Annotated in this window: 20 protein-coding genes and 1 other RNA gene; 11 read left to right on the forward strand and 10 right to left on the reverse strand. The window is 33.5% G+C overall.

Going from position 1 to position 19035, the window contains the following annotated elements; translation table 11 throughout:
• Nucleotides 1-11 precede the first annotated feature (11 nt).
• Together FC091_RS07000 and FC091_RS07005 are read right to left on the reverse strand one after the other, a co-directional pair.
• Entirely contained in the window at nucleotides 12-638 is a 627-nt protein-coding gene (locus tag FC091_RS07000; RefSeq protein WP_138433566.1) for a CPBP family intramembrane glutamic endopeptidase, read from the reverse strand.
• Nucleotide 639: 1 nt separating this feature from the next.
• Nucleotides 640-1095 carry an Lrp/AsnC family transcriptional regulator gene (locus FC091_RS07005; RefSeq protein ID WP_138433567.1) on the reverse strand — a complete coding sequence of 152 codons (456 nt, stop codon included), beginning with the start codon at nucleotides 1093-1095 and terminating at the stop codon, nucleotides 640-642.
• A 162-nt stretch (nucleotides 1096-1257) separates the two neighbouring features.
• Here FC091_RS07005 and FC091_RS07010 point away from each other — a divergent pair, with 162 nt between their 5' ends.
• The gene (locus FC091_RS07010) at nucleotides 1258-2472 is read left to right on the forward strand and encodes an aminotransferase class I/II-fold pyridoxal phosphate-dependent enzyme (RefSeq protein ID WP_138433568.1); all 1215 of its coding nucleotides are present in this window, start codon (nucleotides 1258-1260) and stop codon (nucleotides 2470-2472) included.
• Between the two features lie 152 nt (nucleotides 2473-2624).
• Here FC091_RS07010 and FC091_RS07015 read toward each other — a convergent pair whose 3' ends face one another.
• Nucleotides 2625-3647 (reverse strand): metal-dependent hydrolase, encoded by a 1023-nt coding sequence (locus tag FC091_RS07015; protein ID WP_138433569.1) that lies wholly within the window; start codon nucleotides 3645-3647, stop codon nucleotides 2625-2627.
• Nucleotides 3648-3743: 96 nt separating this feature from the next.
• On the opposite strand from FC091_RS07015, the gene FC091_RS07020 reads away from it, so the two are divergent.
• The 4 genes from FC091_RS07020 to FC091_RS07035 all read left to right on the forward strand — a co-directional run bounded on the left by FC091_RS07020 (nucleotide 3744) and on the right by FC091_RS07035 (nucleotide 6839).
• A complete protein-coding gene (locus FC091_RS07020; RefSeq protein WP_138433570.1) occupies nucleotides 3744-5405 on the forward strand; it encodes a Na+/H+ antiporter NhaC family protein in 1662 nt (553 codons plus the stop codon).
• 211 nt (nucleotides 5406-5616) lie between these two features.
• Nucleotides 5617-6261: a peroxiredoxin gene (locus tag FC091_RS07025; RefSeq protein WP_138433571.1), complete on the forward strand. Its 645-nt coding sequence runs from the start codon at nucleotides 5617-5619 to the stop codon at nucleotides 6259-6261.
• A gap of 9 nt (nucleotides 6262-6270) precedes the next feature.
• The gene (locus FC091_RS07030) at nucleotides 6271-6579 is read left to right on the forward strand and encodes a thioredoxin family protein (protein WP_076616282.1); all 309 of its coding nucleotides are present in this window, start codon (nucleotides 6271-6273) and stop codon (nucleotides 6577-6579) included.
• Between the two features lie 2 nt (nucleotides 6580-6581).
• A complete protein-coding gene (locus tag FC091_RS07035; protein WP_076616286.1) occupies nucleotides 6582-6839 on the forward strand; it encodes a DUF6952 family protein in 258 nt (85 codons plus the stop codon).
• A 64-nt stretch (nucleotides 6840-6903) separates the two neighbouring features.
• On the opposite strand, the gene FC091_RS07040 is transcribed toward FC091_RS07035, so the two are convergent.
• Together FC091_RS07040 and katG are read right to left on the reverse strand one after the other, a co-directional pair.
• On the reverse strand, nucleotides 6904-7374 hold the full coding sequence (locus FC091_RS07040; RefSeq protein ID WP_138433572.1) for an ankyrin repeat domain-containing protein: 471 nt from the start codon (nucleotides 7372-7374) through the stop codon (nucleotides 6904-6906).
• A gap of 78 nt (nucleotides 7375-7452) precedes the next feature.
• On the reverse strand, nucleotides 7453-9687 hold the full coding sequence (katG, locus tag FC091_RS07045; RefSeq protein ID WP_138433573.1) for a catalase/peroxidase HPI: 2235 nt from the start codon (nucleotides 9685-9687) through the stop codon (nucleotides 7453-7455).
• A 271-nt stretch (nucleotides 9688-9958) separates the two neighbouring features.
• On the opposite strand from katG, the gene FC091_RS07050 reads away from it, so the two are divergent.
• A complete protein-coding gene (locus FC091_RS07050; RefSeq protein WP_317128731.1) occupies nucleotides 9959-10672 on the forward strand; it encodes a hypothetical protein in 714 nt (237 codons plus the stop codon).
• 57 nt (nucleotides 10673-10729) lie between these two features.
• Entirely contained in the window at nucleotides 10730-10966 is a 237-nt protein-coding gene (locus tag FC091_RS07055; RefSeq protein WP_138433575.1) for a putative signal transducing protein, read from the forward strand.
• 195 nt (nucleotides 10967-11161) lie between these two features.
• Here FC091_RS07055 and FC091_RS07060 read toward each other — a convergent pair whose 3' ends face one another.
• Entirely contained in the window at nucleotides 11162-12787 is a 1626-nt protein-coding gene (locus FC091_RS07060; protein ID WP_138433576.1) for an ABC-F family ATP-binding cassette domain-containing protein, read from the reverse strand.
• 180 nt (nucleotides 12788-12967) lie between these two features.
• Between FC091_RS07060 and FC091_RS07065 the strand changes: the two genes are divergently transcribed.
• Nucleotides 12968-14410, forward strand: a complete 1443-nt coding sequence (locus FC091_RS07065) for a thioredoxin-like domain-containing protein (RefSeq protein WP_138433577.1) — start codon at nucleotides 12968-12970, stop codon at nucleotides 14408-14410.
• A 32-nt stretch (nucleotides 14411-14442) separates the two neighbouring features.
• Here the strand turns inward: FC091_RS07065 and fsa are convergent, their stop codons facing one another.
• The 4 genes from fsa to ffs all read right to left on the reverse strand — a co-directional run bounded on the left by fsa (nucleotide 14443) and on the right by ffs (nucleotide 16646).
• Entirely contained in the window at nucleotides 14443-15096 is a 654-nt protein-coding gene (gene fsa, locus FC091_RS07070; RefSeq protein WP_076616302.1) for a fructose-6-phosphate aldolase, read from the reverse strand.
• 116 nt (nucleotides 15097-15212) lie between these two features.
• Entirely contained in the window at nucleotides 15213-15614 is a 402-nt protein-coding gene (locus tag FC091_RS07075) for a hypothetical protein (RefSeq protein WP_138433578.1), read from the reverse strand.
• 46 nt (nucleotides 15615-15660) lie between these two features.
• Nucleotides 15661-16464 carry an SDR family oxidoreductase gene (locus FC091_RS07080; RefSeq protein WP_138433579.1) on the reverse strand — a complete coding sequence of 268 codons (804 nt, stop codon included), beginning with the start codon at nucleotides 16462-16464 and terminating at the stop codon, nucleotides 15661-15663.
• Nucleotides 16465-16547: 83 nt separating this feature from the next.
• Nucleotides 16548-16646: signal recognition particle sRNA small type (gene ffs / locus FC091_RS07085), an RNA gene on the reverse strand.
• 89 nt (nucleotides 16647-16735) lie between these two features.
• Between ffs and FC091_RS07090 the strand changes: the two genes are divergently transcribed.
• From FC091_RS07090 to FC091_RS07100, 3 genes are all read left to right on the forward strand, one after another.
• Nucleotides 16736-17764: a glutaminyl-peptide cyclotransferase gene (locus FC091_RS07090; protein ID WP_138433580.1), complete on the forward strand. Its 1029-nt coding sequence runs from the start codon at nucleotides 16736-16738 to the stop codon at nucleotides 17762-17764.
• 7 nt (nucleotides 17765-17771) lie between these two features.
• Nucleotides 17772-18161, forward strand: coding sequence for an acyl-CoA thioesterase (locus FC091_RS07095; protein ID WP_138433581.1), 390 nt, complete (start codon nucleotides 17772-17774; stop codon nucleotides 18159-18161).
• Between the two features lie 82 nt (nucleotides 18162-18243).
• On the forward strand, nucleotides 18244-19011 hold the full coding sequence (locus FC091_RS07100; RefSeq protein ID WP_138433582.1) for a hypothetical protein: 768 nt from the start codon (nucleotides 18244-18246) through the stop codon (nucleotides 19009-19011).
• The last annotated feature ends 24 nt before the right edge of the window (nucleotides 19012-19035 follow it).

Below are 19035 nucleotides of genomic sequence, written 5' to 3' on the forward strand. Positions count from 1 at the left end.
CTATTAAAGCCTTAGGAGGGAAATCCTAACATTTCTCCCATTCCTACTGTAAATAACCAAGAACCATAAATAGCGTGCTCTATAGAAACTAAAAGTGTAGATTTTGTTTTCTTAAACGTTAGCGCAAATAAAATGCCACCTAAAAAGGTTAGCAGCATTACTAAAGTATTTTTAAAGAAGAGGTGTGCCAAAGAAAACAAGGCAGCGTTTACTAAAATAAACAAGGAGTTATTTCTAAATAAAGATTCGTAACGCTGAAAGAAAAACGTTCTGTACAGTAATTCTTGAGGGTATACTGAAAAAATGGAGTATACAAACAAAATGGCAACCCATAAAAGCGGTTTGGATTTTATCACAACAAATAGATTTTTAGAGTCAACCAAATATATATATGCAGAGGTAGCGGCAACTATGATAAAAAGCTTTATGAAAGTGCGTTGCCAAAACTGTGTCCAATTAATATGTTGCCTTATTTTAAACTTATTGTTTTCAACCTTTAAGAGAACGAAAACGACGTAGCTAAAGCCAAGTAAACCTAAAACTAATTTGAGCCATAGCTGAAACGTTAGTACCAAACTGATTGGTATTAAAATAAAGACAATAAAAAACTCAACAAGTCTATACCTTACGCTTTGCATGCTACAATGTTATTGCTGTGGTGTGCTTTACTTCGTTAATCATAAACATACTATGTGTACTTCCAATATGATCTATATTTGTTAGCTTTTTTACCATAAAATTCCTAAAAGTTTCCATGTCGTCAACTAATACTTTTAACAAATAATCATAATCTCCACTTAGATGATAACACTCTAAAACCTCGTCTAATTTACAAACTTCTCGTTCAAATTTCATAACATAGTCTTGAGAATGCTGAACAAGCTTAACATGGCAGAAAGCAACAAAAGCTTTGTTAACTTTCATTTTATCTATTAACGCCACATAGTTTTTAATGACTCCCCTTTTCTCTAACTTTCTAATGCGCTCATACACTGCTGTAACCGAAAGCCCTAAGATATTGGAGAGCGCTTTATTAGTCTGCTTACTATCGTTCTGAAGAATTTTAAGTAATTGTTTATCTATTTTATCTAACATCTAATTAATATTTATCTAAAAAACTAATACATAGATTATAAATATAGATTATTTGCCTAATAATACTACTCAATAACAAATAATTTTCTATTAAATAGAGTAACTATTGATTTTTGTTCTAAAAATAATCACATTTGTTTAAAGCAATATAAAAATATAGATATGGAATTTAAACCTGCAAACAACATACAAGATTTACAATATTTTGGAGAATTTGGTGGAGTAAATCCGTCAATTTCAGATTCTTCTACCTACACTTTTTTATCTGCAAAAACCATGTTTGACACCTTTGAAGGTAATGCAGATGGTTGTTACTTATATTCACGTCATTCTTCACCCTCGAATTTGTATTTAGGTGAAGCCCTTGCTGCTATGGAAGGCACAGAAACTGCAACAGTTACCGCTTCTGGTATGGGGGCAATTACACCTGTATTAATGCAATTGTGCGAAGCTGGAGAACATATTGTAAGCAGTAGAACCATTTACGGTGGAACTTATGCTTTCTTAAAAAACTTTGCTCCAAGACTAGGTATTAATACTTCATTTGTAGACATTACTAAATTAAATGTTGTTGAAGCTGCAATTACACCAAAAACTAAAGTACTTTATTGCGAATCTGTAAGTAATCCATTGCTTGAAGTTGCTGATATTAAAGGATTGGCTGAATTGGCAAAAAAACACAATCTGAAACTAGTTGTAGACAATACATTTTCACCTTTATCTATCTCACCTACAAAATTAGGTGCAGATGTGGTCATCCATAGTTTAACAAAGTTTATTAACGGTTCCTCAGACACTGTTGGTGGTGTTGTATGTGGTACACAAGAGTTTATAGACCAGCTAAGAAATGTAAATGATGGTGCAGCAATGTTATTAGGCTCCACAATGGATAGTTTGCGCTCTGCATCTGTGTTAAAAAACCTTAGAACATTACACATAAGAATGCAACAGCACAGCCATAATGCAAGCTACCTAGCTAGCAAATTTGAAAAAGATGGTCTAAAAACTGTTTATCCTGGTTTAGCATCGCACCCTTCGCACGAATTGTTTAAATCTATGATGAACGATAAGTACGGTTTTGGCGGCATGTTAACTATTGATGTTGGCTCATTAGACAAAGCCAATGCATTAATGGAATTAATGCAAGAGCGTAACTTAGGTTATTTGGCTGTAAGCTTAGGCTTCTACAAAACTTTATTTAGTGCACCAGGTAGTTCTACATCCTCTGAAATACCAGAAGATGAACAGGAAGAAATGGGCTTGAGCGATGGACTTATTCGTTTTTCTATAGGTTTAGATGCAGACATAGATCGTACCTACGAAATGATGAAGGCATGTATGATTGAACTGAATATTCTTAAAGCTGAATTAGCTTAAAATAAATATTAAAAAAAAGAGGTCGTCTAAAAAGTAGGAGAATCTGTCATTCTGAATTTATTTCAGAATCTCAATAATTTGATTTTCAATTTGTTTTAGAATCTGAAACGAGTTCAGGTTGACAAACATTAACTTTTTAGACAACCTCTTTTTTATTTCCCTTTTAGACGCATCCAAAGTGCCGACATTGTAAAACTAAAATCTTCTATTTCTGGCTTAAAAGGCAACATATTTAAGCGGTTATTCTCTTTAAATAATTTTAAATTAAAAATTGCTTTATAACCTTCTTTGGTTTGCACTAAAGGGTATCTTAAATCTCTATACATATATTCTTCATTCTCTAGAAATTCAACATTATAATAGTTATTGCTAAACCAAGCTAAACCTTTAATATCATTATATTCTAAAGATGTGAGCGCTCTAGTTTTTGGAATGGTTTTCCAATCTGAAAAACTTTTAGATGTATCTAATAACGAATAAAAACCAACGTGATAATTACGCTCTGTTTCAGCAATGCCATACCAAAGAATGTTGTTTAAAATTGCAGGTTGTGTACTAAATCTTTCATAGCTTATATCATTTTCTTCCAATGAGGACTTAAAAACATTATCAATATAAAGCTTATTAAAAATCGTAAATAGCATGTAAACAGAACTTATTCCTATTCCAGCTTTTAACCAAAATCGTCGCTTTTCATTTTTACGATTGTAAAACATTAAAATAATTACGCTAAGCAAAAAAGGAACAGTATATAAAGGATCTGCCACTGCTATATTATTAAAAGCAACTCTGTAATTAGAAAATGGCGCAAATAATTGCGTTCCATAAGGTGTAAAGCTATCTAAGATTGGATGCGTAAATAATGACCAAAAGAATAATTTTACCCAATCATAAAGATTTGTATTGTTAATTCGTTTGCCTGTGTTAAAGAGATTAAAGACAAGCCACCCTAATGTAAAAGCTCCAATAATTGAAAAGAAAATGGAGTGCATAAACCCTCTATGAAAGAGCATAATATCAATCTCATTTTTGAAGAAAATGGCGCCAACAAAAACATCAAGATCTGGAATTGTACCACCTATTGCACCAAAAAGTAAAGCTTTATTGCCTATTTTTTTGCCTAGAACAGCTTCACCACAAGCGGCGCCTAAAACGATTTGAGTTAATGAATCCATAATTTTTTAAAATACAGACGCACAAATGTACGCAAGAATTGCTATTTGCATAGCATTGATGAAAATCGTAACATTACGCAAATAAAGAATAAATACATGCAAGATAAAGACCCTGCAAATATTAAGGCTAAAGATCAAAATATTATTAATAATAAGGAGCTTAGTTTATCTGAAGCCATTATCCCTGTTGTAGTTTTAATGTGCTTATTAGCATATAACATCTTTTTTGCTGATGGAGAGATGTTTGGTGGCTATTCCAATCAATTCATTCTCTTAATAGGTGGATTTGTAGCTTTTATTGTTGGTTTGCTAAATAAGGTTAATACGGCGACAATGGTGCAAGAAGTTTGGGAAAACCTAAAAAGTGTTTTTGTGCCTATAATGATTTTACTCTTGGTGGGAGCACTAGCAGGAACTTGGCTAATAAGCGGAGTCATTCCTGCCATGGTGTACTACGGTTTAAAAGTATTAAGCCCAGAGATCTTCTTACCAGCATCTGTAGTAATTGCTGCAGTTATCTCTATTGCAACAGGAAGTTCTTGGACAACTTCTGCAACGGTTGGTATTGCACTAATTGGTATAGGCACAGCACTAGGTATTAATCCAGGAATAATTGCAGGAGCAGTAATCTCTGGCGCTTACTTTGGCGATAAAATGTCGCCATTAAGCGACACTACAAACTTAGCTCCTGCAATGGCAGGAACTGATTTGTTTACGCACATTAAATATATGACTTACACCACAGTACCAACCATACTTATTACTTTAGCCGTTTTTTCTGTAATTAGTTTTTCCATTGAAACTTCTGGAAGCTCAGATACAGAATTTCTACTTGGCACAATAAAACAATATTTTAATATTACACCTTGGTTATTCTTGGTTCCTATCGCTGTAGTTGGTTTAATATTACTAAAAACTAAACCACTAGTAGCTCTAGGATCAGGCGTAGTTTTAGCCATTATTTTTGCATCTATTTTTCAACAAAACCTTATATCAGAAATCAGTACGTCCGCTTCAGAAACTTTAGTTAATTCTGTTTTTACTGATACCAATATTACCATTTCAAATAAAGACTATAAAGCTGCATTATCTGCGTCTGATATTGATAAAATCAAAAATGACAAAACATTAAGCAACCTATTCACAGACGATGACTTAAAAGGTGTATTTACCAAAGAAAAGTTAGAAATATTTTTTTCTACCGATTATAAAGATACTCCTACCATAAAACATAAAGCTGAAAGTTTAGATAAACTCATAACGATCAAAAGACTCCAAAAACTTTTTAGTGCTGGCGGTATGAAAGGTATGCTTTGGACCATATATCTTATTATTTGCGCCATGGTTTTTGGCGGCATAATGGATGGTATAGGCGCATTGTCTAGAATAACAAAAAAATTATTATCTGTTGCCAATACAATTTTTGGATTATTTGCAAGTACAGTGGTCAGTTGTCTAGGTTTAAATGTAATAGCCTCAGATCAATACCTCGCACTTGTTATTCCCGGAAAAATGTTCAAAAAGGCCTATGAAGACAAAGGACTTGCACTAGAAAACCTCAGCAGAACACTTGAGGATTCTGGTACAGTAACTTCTGTTTTAATCCCTTGGAATACATGTGGCGCATATCAAAGTGGTGTTTTAGGCGTAGGAGTTGGCGAGTATTTTGTATATGCTATTTTTAATTGGCTGAGCCCTTTTACTACTTTACTATTTGCTGCATTTAGAATTAAGATTAAATATTTATTGAAAAAGTAAAAATTTATTATTCAAGTAAAATCGAACTATTTTAATAAGTTTGCATTTTACACCCTTCTATTTTATCATTATTACAAATTTAGAGGCACTTTTTTGAAGCCATATACTTACACTATAACCTTATTGATTTATAATAAACAATTACTATAAAAACTTACTTGCCTATTGGGTATTTTTGTGTTAAATCAATAATAAACTAAATAAAAATACAATGGCATTTGTAGGAAAACAATTCCCAGATTTAAACGTAAACGCAATGAACGAAATGGGTGATACTTTTAAACTCAACGTTCTTGAAGAAGCAAAAAACAACAATAAAAAAGTAGTATTATTCTGGTATCCAAAAGATTTCACTTTTGTTTGTCCAACAGAATTACATGCATTTCAAGCTGCATTAGGTGAATTTGAAAAACGCAACACAATTGTTATTGGAGCATCTTGTGACACTGCAGAAGTTCATTTTGCATGGTTAAGCACTGCTAGAGATAATGGTGGAATCGAAGGAGTAACATATCCGCTTTTGGCCGATTCTAACAGAAACTTAGCCTCTACGCTTGGTATTTTAGACATCTCTAACGAAATTTATAATGAAGAAACTGGTGTGGTAACTGTAGATGGAGACAACGTTACTTACAGAGCAACTTACATTATTGATGAAGAAGGTATCGTACAACACGAAAGCATAAATAACATGCCTCTTGGTAGAAATGTAAATGAGTACTTAAGAATCATCGATGCTTTAACTCACGTACAAGAAAAAGGAGAAGTTTGTCCTGCAAATTGGGAAGAAGGCAAAGAAGCGATGCAAGCTAATGCTCAAGGCACAAAAGAGTATTTAAAAGCACACTTAAACTAATTATTAGATATGATTCAAGAATTAGATCAAGACAATTTACAAAGTTTAGTTTCCGAAAATGATACTGTTGTTGTACAATACTCAGCAACATGGTGTGGAAACTGCCGAATAATGAAGCCAAAGTTCAAGAAATTAGCAACAGAGAACGAAAACGTAAAATTTATTGTCGCTGATGCTGAAAAATTTCCTGAAAGTAGAAAATTAGCAACAGTAGATAACTTACCTACATTTGCTACTTTTAAAAATGGTGAGTTCAAAAATCAAGTACAAACTAACAAGTTCGATGTTTTAAAAGAACTTGTTAATGAAGTTATTTAATTATGAAATTACCAGTAATAAAACAATTAACCCAGTTTATCGAAGATAACGATGAAGACTACGTAGTAGAAACAATAGAAACCTTAGAAAACCTAACCGAAGTTCCGTCTTTAAAGGATGAAGAGTTAGATGTTATAGGTGAATTAATTTCTAATATGTATGGTGCAATTGAAGTACATAAAATGGTAAAAGATGGCACACCAAAAAAGGAAGCTTTAAATACTTTTATGTCTCGTGTTCTTGGATCTATCGATAAATAGAACTGTTAATTGAAAAAGAAAAATATAAAAACCACTTCAATTTTGAAGTGGTTTTTTTATACCTCTATTTTAATATTTCTATTATATCATTTAAGCTTTTTTCCTCAGCATAATCTAAAGCATTTTTACCATCACTATCTTTAATAGCTTTATCAGCATCATGCTTTAGTAATGTTTCTACAATAATTTTTTGGTTGTACTGCGTAGCAAAGGATAATGCAGTTGTTCCGTTCTTATTCTGAATATTTACATTAGCATTATGAGCTAATAGTAAATCTACCAAATCTTTATTTCCCTTAAAACTTACGCCAATCAGGGCTGTATTACCAGAGGCATCTTGTGCGTCAATATTCGATCCCTTTTCAATCAGTATTTTTGCAATCTCTTCTTGACCAAAATACGTTGCAAATATTAACGGAGTAAATCCTCTTGCATCTTTAATATTTGCTAAATCTGGATTTCTATTTAACTGAAGTCCTAAATTCTCAATATTGCCAGTTTGTATGGTTCTAAAAAATAGTTCTTGCTCGTTCATTTTTATGTTTTCATTAAAAAAGGAATGTGCTAGATTATAACACATTCCTTCTTTTAGTTGGATTTTGCTATTAATCGATTATTTCTTTAAATCAAATCTATCAGCGTTCATAACTTTAGTCCAAGCTGCCACAAAATCATTTACAAACTTTTCTTCTGCATCGTCAGCTGCATAAACTTCACAAACCGCTCTTAATTCTGTATTAGAACCAAATATTAGGTCTGCACGAGTTCCTGTAAATTTCACTTCGCCTGTTCTACGGTCTCTACCTTCAAAGTGTGTTTCATCTTCTGAAGTTGCACTCCATGTGTAAGTCATGTCAACTAAGTTCTTAAAGAAGTCATTAGTTAGATGACCTACATTATCAGTAAACACTCCATGTTTAGAAGAATCATAGTTTGCGCCAAGCACACGCATACCACCAACAAGAACAGTCATTTCTGGAATAGATAATGCCATTAAGTTAGCTTTATCTACTAATAAGTCTTCAGCCTTAACATTTAGGTTAGCATTCATATAGTTTCTAAATCCATCACCAAGAGGTTTTAAATAATTGAATTGCTCAATATCGGTTTGCTCTTGTGTGGCATCACCTCTACCTTGTGCAAATGGTACTGACACATTATGACCTGCTTTACTAGCAGCTTCTTCAATTGCAGCATTACCAGCTAATACAATTAAATCTGCCATAGAAACCGTACCACTAAATTCGTTCCGGATACCTTCAAGAACATTTAGAACTTTATCTAATTCTATAGGATTATTTGCTTTCCAACTTCTTTGAGGCTCTAGTCTTACACGTGCACCATTTGCACCGCCACGCTTATCTGTATCTCTATACGTTGAAGCTGAAGCCCAAGCCGTTCTTACCAGTTCTGGTATACTCAACCCAGATGCTAAAATCATTTTCTTTAATGATTCAATATCTGAATCACTTAATGTATAATCTACTTTAGGTATAGGGTCTTGCCATAACAATTGTTCTTTAGGCACTTCTGGACCGAGGTAACGATCAATAGGTCCCATATCTCTATGTGTAAGTTTGTACCATGCACGTGCAAAAGCATCCTCAAATGCTTTGTGATCTTTATGAAACTTTTGAGATATTTTTAAGTACTCTGGATCCATCTTTAAAGCAATATCAGCAGTGGTCATCATTAAGGCCTGCTTTCCATTCGGGTCACCAGCTTTTGGTGCCATGCGTGCTTTAGATTCTGCGGTTGGCGTCCATTGATGCGCACCTGCAGGGCTTTTTGTTAACTCCCAATCGTAATTTAAAAGCACATCAAAATAATCTGCATCCCATTGTGTTGGGTTTGGTGTCCAAGCACCTTCAATTCCGCTTGTTATCGCATCCTCTAAGACACCACTCTTGTAAGTGTTTTTCCAACCTTGACTCATTTCTGCAATTGGCGCACCATGAGGCTCTGCTCCAACATATTGCCCAGGATCCGCCGCTCCATGTGCTTTTCCAAAAGTATGACCTCCCGCAACTAATGCCACAGTTTCTTCGTCATTCATAGCCATACGCCCAAAAGTTTCTCTTACATCGTGAGCCGAACCTATAGGATCTGGTTTACCGTCTGGACCTTCAGGGTTAACGTAAATCCAACCCATCATCACTGCTGCAAGAGGATCTTCTAAATCGCGCTCGGCATAATTATCACTATTACCATAACGGTCATCGTTAGCTCCCCATTCTGTTTCGCTTCCCCAATATATATCCTGTTCTGGCTCCCAGATATCTTCTCTACCACCTGCAAAACCAAATGTTGGGAATCCCATTGATTCTAAAGCTACATTACCAGCTAAAATCATTAAATCTGCCCAAGAGATTTTGTTACCATATTTCTTTTTGATAGGCCACAGCAACAATCTCGCTTTATCCAAATTTCCGTTGTCTGGCCAGCTATTAATTGGTGCAAATCGTTGATTACCTGTACCTGCACCTCCTCGTCCATCACCAACTCTGTATGTACCTGCACTATGCCAAGCCATTCTAATCATAAAACCGCCATAATGCCCATAATCTGCAGGCCACCAGTCTTGTGAATCGGTCATTAGTTTTGTTAAATCTTGTTTTAATTCATTATAATTAATGCTGTTGAACGCCTTAGCATAATCAAAATCTTCACCAAGTGGATTAGATTTAGCAGCATGTTGTCTTAAAATATTTAATTTTAATTCGTTTGGCCACCAATCTCTGTTTCTTACACCGCCTCCTCCGACAGTATTTTGTTTACCGCTTAAAAAAGGGCACTTGCTTGCATCGCTTTCATTAAGCTCAAATGTGTCTGTGTTGTTATTGTCCATTTTTTTGGTTTTAAGATTAAATTCTACTTCCTAAATTTATGAAATTATATAGTGCCGTTTAGTTAAAAATATATTATCTGTTTATTTTTCAATAGCCATTCTCTATGATATTTTTATTTAGAATTATTTTAAACAATAGAAAAAACTTATCTTTTGTTTAATATGTAGGCCATTTTAATGAATTTTGAAAGTAAAAAATTAAACACAAGTGTTAAAGACTTGGAATGAAAAAGAATGATTATTAATTTTAGAAATAAAAGCGCTTATGTTAATGAAAAATGTAAATCTTGAAGAGAAGCTTAACCGACTTAAAAATAAAAGTCTTAAAGAAGAGGATATCTTAAATGCTATAAGAGATGTATTGAAGGAAGATAATAAAAAGGACGATACAATTCTTGAAACATTATCTAGCCCTAACACTACTTCATATAATAATTTTGATTTTGATTTATTAGAATCGGATAAAATCTATCACATAGACCAAATAAAAAAAATCTGTGTCACTTACAGATTACGATTTTTAGATAGTCGATTTTTTAAAGGTAAACTACCATATGAAGCTATTTCTAAAATTAAACAGCTAGAGAAAAATCATAATATTACCCTAAGTGGTTTTAAGATTATGGCGCCATCTAAACTATTTAAGTTAGAGAATTATGACGATCCGTTGTTATTTGCTCCTATTGGAAATGGCTACTATTACCTCATCCACAAATGGGGAAACGATTTAAGTCCATACAGAAAAATATTAATGTGGCCTTTTAAGAATTTTGAAAACTTTGTGTTTTGTGTTTTTATTCTGAGCATGTTTTTAACGGGTTTAATACCAGATGGTACTTTTCACGGTGAGAAAACTGCTGAACATGCTGGCGTAATATTTTTATTTATGTTTAAATGTATGGTGGCAATAACTTTATACTACGGTTATTTATCTGGAAAAAACTTCAGTTCAGCCATTTGGGATAGTAAATATTATAACAACTAATCTATTGTAAGGTTTTCAATTTTTTCGTAATTTAAGGTAATATTAAAACATTGAGTTATGAATACATCTGAATACACCAAAATATACGACGGCAATTTTATTTTAATCACCAGAATTAAAAGCGAGTTAGAGAATAATGGCATTATCCCTATCATAAAGGATGAGGGCGAATCGCAACGTTTAGCTGGCTATGGCTCTATGAACCAAGGATTTCAAGAAGTTTATGTTAATAATGACGAATTAGACAAAGCACTTGCTATCGTAGAAGTAGTGAAGGCTGAGATGGAGGCTTGAGTTTATGGGAGGATTATCTTATAAAGAAAAACTATTTACGATTCTTTTTGGAATTTTTATAGCTCTACTTGCAGGTCCACAAATATTTTACAATTTACCAGGTAATAAGAAATCGAAAAAGGAAACTTTAATCTATTATTACCTAAGCATATTGTTCTGGGCTTTTATAATTTTCATAATAATTATTGCCTCTTTTTAAGCCTCAACAGCATACATCTTCTCGCGCTGCTCCTTAATTTTCTTGTCGCTCATATATTCATCAAATGTCATATAACGATCTATAACTCCATTTGGTGTAAGCTCTATAATTCTGTTACCAACCGTTTGGGCAAATTCGTGATCGTGCGTAGTTAATAATACTGTGCCTTTAAAGTTTTTAAGCGCATTGTTAAATGCCGTGATACTCTCAAGATCTAAGTGGTTTGTCGGCTCATCGACCATAACAACGTTAGCTCTCATCATCATCATTCGGCTAAGCATACAACGCACTTTTTCACCACCAGATAATACATCTGCAGTTTTTAAAGCTTCTTCACCACTAAAAATCATTTTCCCTAAGAAACCTCTAATGTAAACTTCTTCGCGCTCTTCTTCTGTAGTTGCCCACTGACGTAACCAATCAACTAAAGTCAATTTGTTATCAAAATACTCACTGTTATCTAGTGGTAAGTATGATTGCGTAGTTGTTACTCCCCAAGCATATTTACCAGCATCTGGGTTTTGCTTGCCATTAATGATTTCATAAAACGCAGTAGAAGCTCTTGAGTCTTTAGAATAAATAACAACCTTATCTCCTTTTGCAAGGTTAATGTCTATATCTTTAAATAACACTTCGCCATCTATACTTGCTGCTAAACCTTCAACATTTAAAATCTGGTCACCAGCTTCGCGCTCACGCTCAAAAATAATTGCAGGATAGCGTCTGCTACTTGGTTTAATATCTGCGATATTTAGCTTATCAATCATCTTCTTTCTACTTGTAGCTTGCTTAGATTTCGCAACATTTGCAGAGAAACGACGAATAAACTCTTCTAACTCTTTCTTTTTTTCTTCAGCCTTTTTGTTTTGTTGTGCTCGTTGCTTTGCAGCTAACTGAGACGACTCGTACCAAAACGTATAATTACCAGAATAGTGGTTTATCTTTCCGAAGTCTATATCTGAGATATGTGTACAAACGGCATCTAAAAAGTGACGGTCGTGAGACACTACAATGACGCAGTTATCATAGTTAGCTAAGAAATTCTCTAACCAAGAAATGGTTTCGTAATCCAAGTCGTTGGTTGGCTCATCCATAATGAGCACATCAGGATTGCCGAACAATGCTTGTGCTAATAACACACGTACTTTTTGCTTACCATCTAAGTCTCCCATTAATGAATAATGCAAATCTTCCTTAATACCAAGGTTAGACAACATTGCTGCTGCATCACTATCAGCATTCCAGCCGTTCATTTCTTCAAACTCTACTTGGAGCTCACCAATTTTCTCAGCGTTTTCGTCTGTATAGTCTGCATATAAAGCATCTATTTGAGATTTTAACTTATATAAAGGTTTGTTACCCTTAAGAACGGTTTCTAATACTGTATCTTCATCATGCTTGTTATGATTTTGCTCTAACACAGACATACGCTTACCTGGCTCTAAATGTACATGACCAGAAGTTGGATCCATTTTTCCTGCTAAAATCTTTAAAAAGGTAGATTTTCCTGCACCATTAGCACCAATAATACCATAACAATTTCCATTGTTAAAGGTGGTGTTTACTTCATCAAAAAGGACACGTTTTCCAAATTGAACCGAAAGATTAGAAACTGATAACATAGCTTATAATTTTAGTCGTTTTACCTCTTAATTCTTAAAGGTGAATTTTGAGAGTGCAAAAGTAGAAAAATTAAGCGATTGAGCGAAATAAATGAACAGTATAACAAGATTTAACTAGGTATTAACAAGACTCCATGTTTTCATCATATATTTTTGTTTTCAAACTATAGTAGGATCCCCATGTTAGCAAGATATATAGTCCTTTTACTGTTACTGATAAATTTTGGATGTAAAGTGGACACCAATGATGGTGACTATGCTTATGTTGGTGGTGAAATTGTAAACCCTAAAAACAACAGTGTTATATTATTCAATACTAAAGGGAAGGTTGTAGACTCACTAACATTAGATAGCAATAACAGATTTATTTATAAAATTGAAGATATAAATCCTGGATTATACTCATTCACACATGGTGGCGAATACCAATTAGTACTTTTAGAGCCAAATGACAGCGTAATGTTTAGGCTAAACACTTATGATTTTGATGAGTCTTTAGTATTTACAGGTGAAGGTGCCAGAAAAAACAACTATCTTATCGACACATACTTAGCAAATGAACGTGAAGCTAAAAGACTAGTGAGATATGCCAAAATGGAGCCAGAAGAATTTAATGCTTTTGTTGAAAAAAGACGCAATAAAGAACTCACTAAGTTTCATGAGTTTTTAAAAGATAAAGAAGAATCTGAATTATTCAGATCTATTGTAGAAAGTAACATAAATTATAACGCTTACGCTGATAAAGAAATTTATCCTTTTGCTTACTTCGGAAACAATAAACTTATACACATTAAAGACTTACCAGAAGATTTCTACACACACAGAAAATTTGTAGATTTTAATGCAGCACATTTAAGCCACTTGTATGCTTACAATCGTTTTTTATTTTCACATATAGATAATCTAGCAGCTAAAAATTATTATGAAAACCATAACTTGCATAGTGCTTTTGATAGACATGCAATAGATTATAATAAATCCAAGTTAGATTTAATTGACAGTATAATCTCTGATGAAACTATTAAAAATAGTCTTCTAAAATATAAGACCAGAGATTATGTAAGTTACAATCATACCGAGGCTGAGGCTAACGAAATGCTAAATCACTATTTAGCTAAAGGAACTAATGAAGAAGACAAAGAGAGCATTAAAGAATTAGTTTGTTCTCTAAAACTTTTGAGACAAGGTAATCCAATACCAGATCTTGAGATAGTAAACTACAACAATACAGAGCACTATTTAAGCACAATTATAGATAGGCCAACTATTATATACTTTTGGTCTTCTAACTCTAAAATGCAATATAGAAATAGCCATTACAAGGTTAAAAGCTTAAAAAGTGTGTTCCCTCAGGTTAAATTCGTTTCAATTAACTTAAATTCTAATGATGATAAATCGTGGAAAAGCATTATTAACAATTATGATTTTCCAACTGAGAATGAATACAAATTTAAAAATCCAACAAAAGCAAGAAAAATACTGGCAGTAAATTACCTTAATAAAGCCATAATCGTAAACGAAAACGGAATGATACTGCATCCTAATGTAAATATCTTTAAATCCGATTTTTCGGAAATGCTCGGTAATATGTTACAAAAAAAGCACCTTATTGCTAAACAGTAAGGTGCTTCATGTTTTTAATTAAAGAATACTGTTTAATTCCCTTTTTTATAATCCGCTAAGAATTTTTCTAAACCAATATCAGTCAATGGATGCTTTAATAATCCAGTGATTGAACTTAAAGGTCCTGTCATAACATCTGCACCTAATTTTGCACAATCTATAACATGCATTGTATGACGCACAGAAGCTGCTAATATCTCTGTATCAAAAGCATAGTTATCAAAAATATGGCGGATTTCTGCAATAAGATTTAAACCATCAGTAGAAATATCATCTAAACGACCAATAAATGGAGACACATAGGTAGCACCAGCTTTTGCAGCCAATAATGCTTGCCCTGGTGAGAATACTAAAGTTACGTTTGTTTTAATTCCTCTGTCAGAAAAATATTTACATGCTTTTACACCATCTTTAATCATTGGAAGTTTAATAACAATCTGGTCGTGTAACTCAGCCAAGGCCTCTCCTTCTCTAACCATACCTTCAAAATCTGTAGAAATAACTTCTGCTGAAACGTCTCCATCTACAATATTACAAATATCTACATAATGCTTCATGATGTTATCTACACCAGTAATACCTTCCTTAGCCATTAACGATGGATTAGTAGTTACACCATCTAAAATACCCATATCTTGAGCTTCTTTAATCTGGTCTAAATTGGCTGTGTCAATAAAAAATTTCATTTAAATAAATTTGATTTGTTGTGTTTTTGTTGGCACGAATTTACAACTATTACAGATGAAGGCTTTAAAGAAATCAATAAAATATATTAACAAATTACTAAGAATACGGCTATGCCCTACTCTATTATAAGGGTGTAGGTTTTTGATGTGCCGTAATTACACAATACATCAGGTTCTTCATTAAAATTATTTCTAAAAGGTCCTTCGACCTCAAGAAAGATCGTAACGTCATAAACACCTGACTCCTCTGGCGTACCTTCTAAACTGATAGTTCTGTAGTTTACAAAATAATCCATTCCTGCAGGAAGACCTACAACATCAAAGTAATAATCGTAGTCATTATCCCTTGGCTCATTATTAATTTCGGCATCTAAATCTACATAATAGTAACTTTCTGTATCACCAATAGGAAATTGCATATTAGGAAGTTCTGGTTCTTTAGGAAAAATACACAATGGCTCATCACAGCTAAGTGCTAATGCCATAAACAGAAGGGTAATGAGTAGAGGTTTTTTCATAATAGCTGATTTAAAAAAACAACTTCAAATAATGTACCAAAATGATTTACAGCTTATAATGGTTCATAAGCAGCTTCTCGTACATCTTATCTGGAAGAATTCGTTTGAGCACAATAGAAAACTTCTGCATAAATGCACCAACTTTGTAATGAACCTTTGGAGATGTGGTTTCTATAACTCTAAAGATTGCCTTTGCCATTTCTTTAGGATCGTTGCCTTCATCTACATGCTCGTCCATCATCTTTAAAGAAAGACCATACTTTTCTTTATATGGTGAATCTTCTAAAACTGGCGCGTGGTATCTGCCAGCAGCAATGTTAGTAGCAAAATCACCAGGAGCAACGTTAGTCATTTCAATGTTAAAATCCTTAAGCTCCATTCTAAAGGCTTCGGTAATAATCTCTAAAGCACCTTTACTTGCACTGTAAATTCCTCTAAACGGTAAGCCCATATAACCTGCTATCGAGGTGATGTTAATAATTAAGCCTGAGTTTTGAGCTCTCATAGCAGGCAGAGTAGCCTTTATAACATTGATAGGTCCAAAGAAGTTAGTTTCAAAATTTCGTTTTATTTCTTCATCCGGAATTTCCTCAACAGGACCTGTTATACCAGCACCAGCATTATTTATAAGGACATCTATTCTGCTTTCTTGTTTTAAAACTTCTGCAATACAAGACGAAATCGTTTCGGGTTTTGTAACATCTAAAGCCACAATAGGAAATTTACTGTTTGGATAATTCTTTGGATTTCTACTGGTTCCGTAAACCTTAAACCCTTTTTGCTGCAAAAATTCACCTACTGATTTACCTATTCCTGAAGATCCTCCGGTTATTAAAACAACTTTAGACATTTTATTGAGTTAGAAGTTGGAAGTTAAAAGTACAAAGTTTTAAATAGTTCTTAAACATTCAATACTTCATTTTAGCGCATAAAAAAAGGCAAGCTACCTACATCACACCGCTACGACCGCGTACCTTTGCTACGTTCCCGTCCTGGAGGATTAAGCAGGAGCTGGTTGTGTAGGACTTGCCCGGTTGCAAAGATACAACCTTTTAATACTTTAGCAATCATTTTTAAACTGAATTTTATTTAATACCTTTCCTGAAAATTCTAAAATATTCATGCAATTTCACAAGTACCTCATTATCTTTTGCTTAAGCTTGGTTTTAATTAATTGTGGAGAAACCAATACCGCAAGTCAAACAGGGTTTTCTATTGATCTAAACACAAAATCTCTTTTGTTAGGTGATACACTAAATCTTACTATTAATAATCCGAAAAAGCTAAACATCACAAATGTGAGTTACCAATTAGACGGCAAAACAATTAATAAAGACGCAGTGTTAGAGAATTTAACCTTAGGCGAAAAATCTCTTGTTGCTACCATTACATATGATGATAAAACCGAAACCATTAGTAAAACCATTACTATTTACAACAATAGTATTCCATCTATTTATACTTACGAAATTGTAAACACTTATCCACACGATATTACGTCATACACCCAAGGGCTAGAATTTCATGATGGTGAATTGTACGAAAGTACTGGGCAGTACAACGAATCAAAGCTTAGAAAAGTAAATTTCGAAACTGGTGAAGTTTTAAAAAATATTAACCTTGATGACAACTTTTTTGGAGAAGGTTTAACAATTATAGATGAAAAACTATACCAACTTACATGGAGAGCTAAACGTGGCTTTGTGTACGATGTAAACACATTTGAAAAACTGAAAACCTTCAATTACGGTACAAGTAAAGAAGGTTGGGGAATTTGTAACGATGGCAAACAACTTTACAAATCTGATGGTACCGAAAAAATCTGGATTCTAAATCCTGATAATTTGTCTGAGGGCAACCACATTGAAGTGTATACCGAAAAAGGAAAAATCCCAGCTTTAAATGAGTTGGAATGGATAGACGGGAAAATATTCGCCAACATTTATCAAAAAAATGGTGTGGTAATTATTGATCCTAAAACAGGAGGTGTAGAAGGTGTTATCAACTTTAAGCCTCTTAGAAAATTGGTAACACAGCACAACGAGCTAGATGTTTTAAATGGTATTGCATACCATCCTGAGCGCAAAACCATTTTTGTTACTGGTAAAAACTGGGACAAACTTTTTGAAGTGAAAATTAAAAAGCAATAAGCCTACTTTGCAAACCTTTGAAAAAACCATCATTGTTTCTAAAGACGACCTTGATCAACTCAACCACGTTAACAATGTGCGTTATGTGCAATGGGTGCAGGATATTGCGGAAGCACACTGGTTAAAAAATGCGCCCAAAACCATTTTAGACAACTACTTTTGGGTAATGCTAAGTCATAATATTCAGTATAAAGGTGAAGCATTATTAGGAGATGAATTAACTGTAAAAACCTACGTTTCAAAATCAGAAGGCCTCACTTCTATTCGTCATGTAGAAATTACAAATAACACCAATAACAAGCTTATAGTTACATCCGAAACGAAATGGTGTTTTATGAATATGGCCACCAAAAAGCCTGCGAGAATCCCAACAGAAGTCGCCAAACTATTTGATTAACATTTCTTTAGGTTAAAGTTTTTTTAATCTTAACTTCGGTTTAGCCGATAAAGTGTTTCTTTAACCCACCAATCAATCTATAATGCGATTTTCACTAATCTTTTTGCTCTTCTTCTCTTTCTATTTCAACTTATCTGCTCAAACCTTGTCAGGCAAAGTTTACGACACTAAATCGGTTGTAAAGGATATGAAAGTCATCAACAAAACTCAGAATATACTTACCATTACCAATAAAGACGGAGATTTTAGCATTCAAGCTAAGGTCAATGACACTATTTCATTTCAATCTATTTTTTACCATCCTTTAGAAGTTGTACTTAAGCAATCTCATTTTGATGATATTAATGTTTTTGAAGTTGAAGAAATTGTAAGTGAACTCGATGAAGTAGAGATTCAATCAGAACCAGAACAACCCGTTTTTGAAGAAGAAACTTATAATACTGACTTACAGAATTTAATTAAAGAAGACATTAAAAGAAACCCTCATCTATACATGCCAGAAGAAGCTTATTACGGTGGAAATCTTCTAGCAATAATAGATTTAGTTGCTAAACTATTCAAAAAGAAAAATAAATACAAAGAACCTGTTTATCATCCTGTTACTTACAAACAAATGGATTCTCTATTTTCCGAAAGTTCATTTTTTAATAAAAGTCTAGTTACTGAAAACCTCAAGATCCCAGAAGACAAAGCCAATCTCTTCTACGATTTTTGTTCTGCTAAAGGCATAAGTTCAGAATTATTGAAGGACGAAAACAAAATGGAGCTTTTAGAAGAATTGGTAGTTAACAGTCAATTATTTCTTATTCTTCTAGAAGAATATGGTGAAGAAGCTACAGCAAAAGACTAATCGTTATCATTCCGTACTTGATAC

It is taken from the genome of Winogradskyella algicola, assembly GCF_005869935.1.
Classification (GTDB): Bacteria; Bacteroidota; Bacteroidia; order Flavobacteriales; family Flavobacteriaceae; genus Winogradskyella; species Winogradskyella algicola.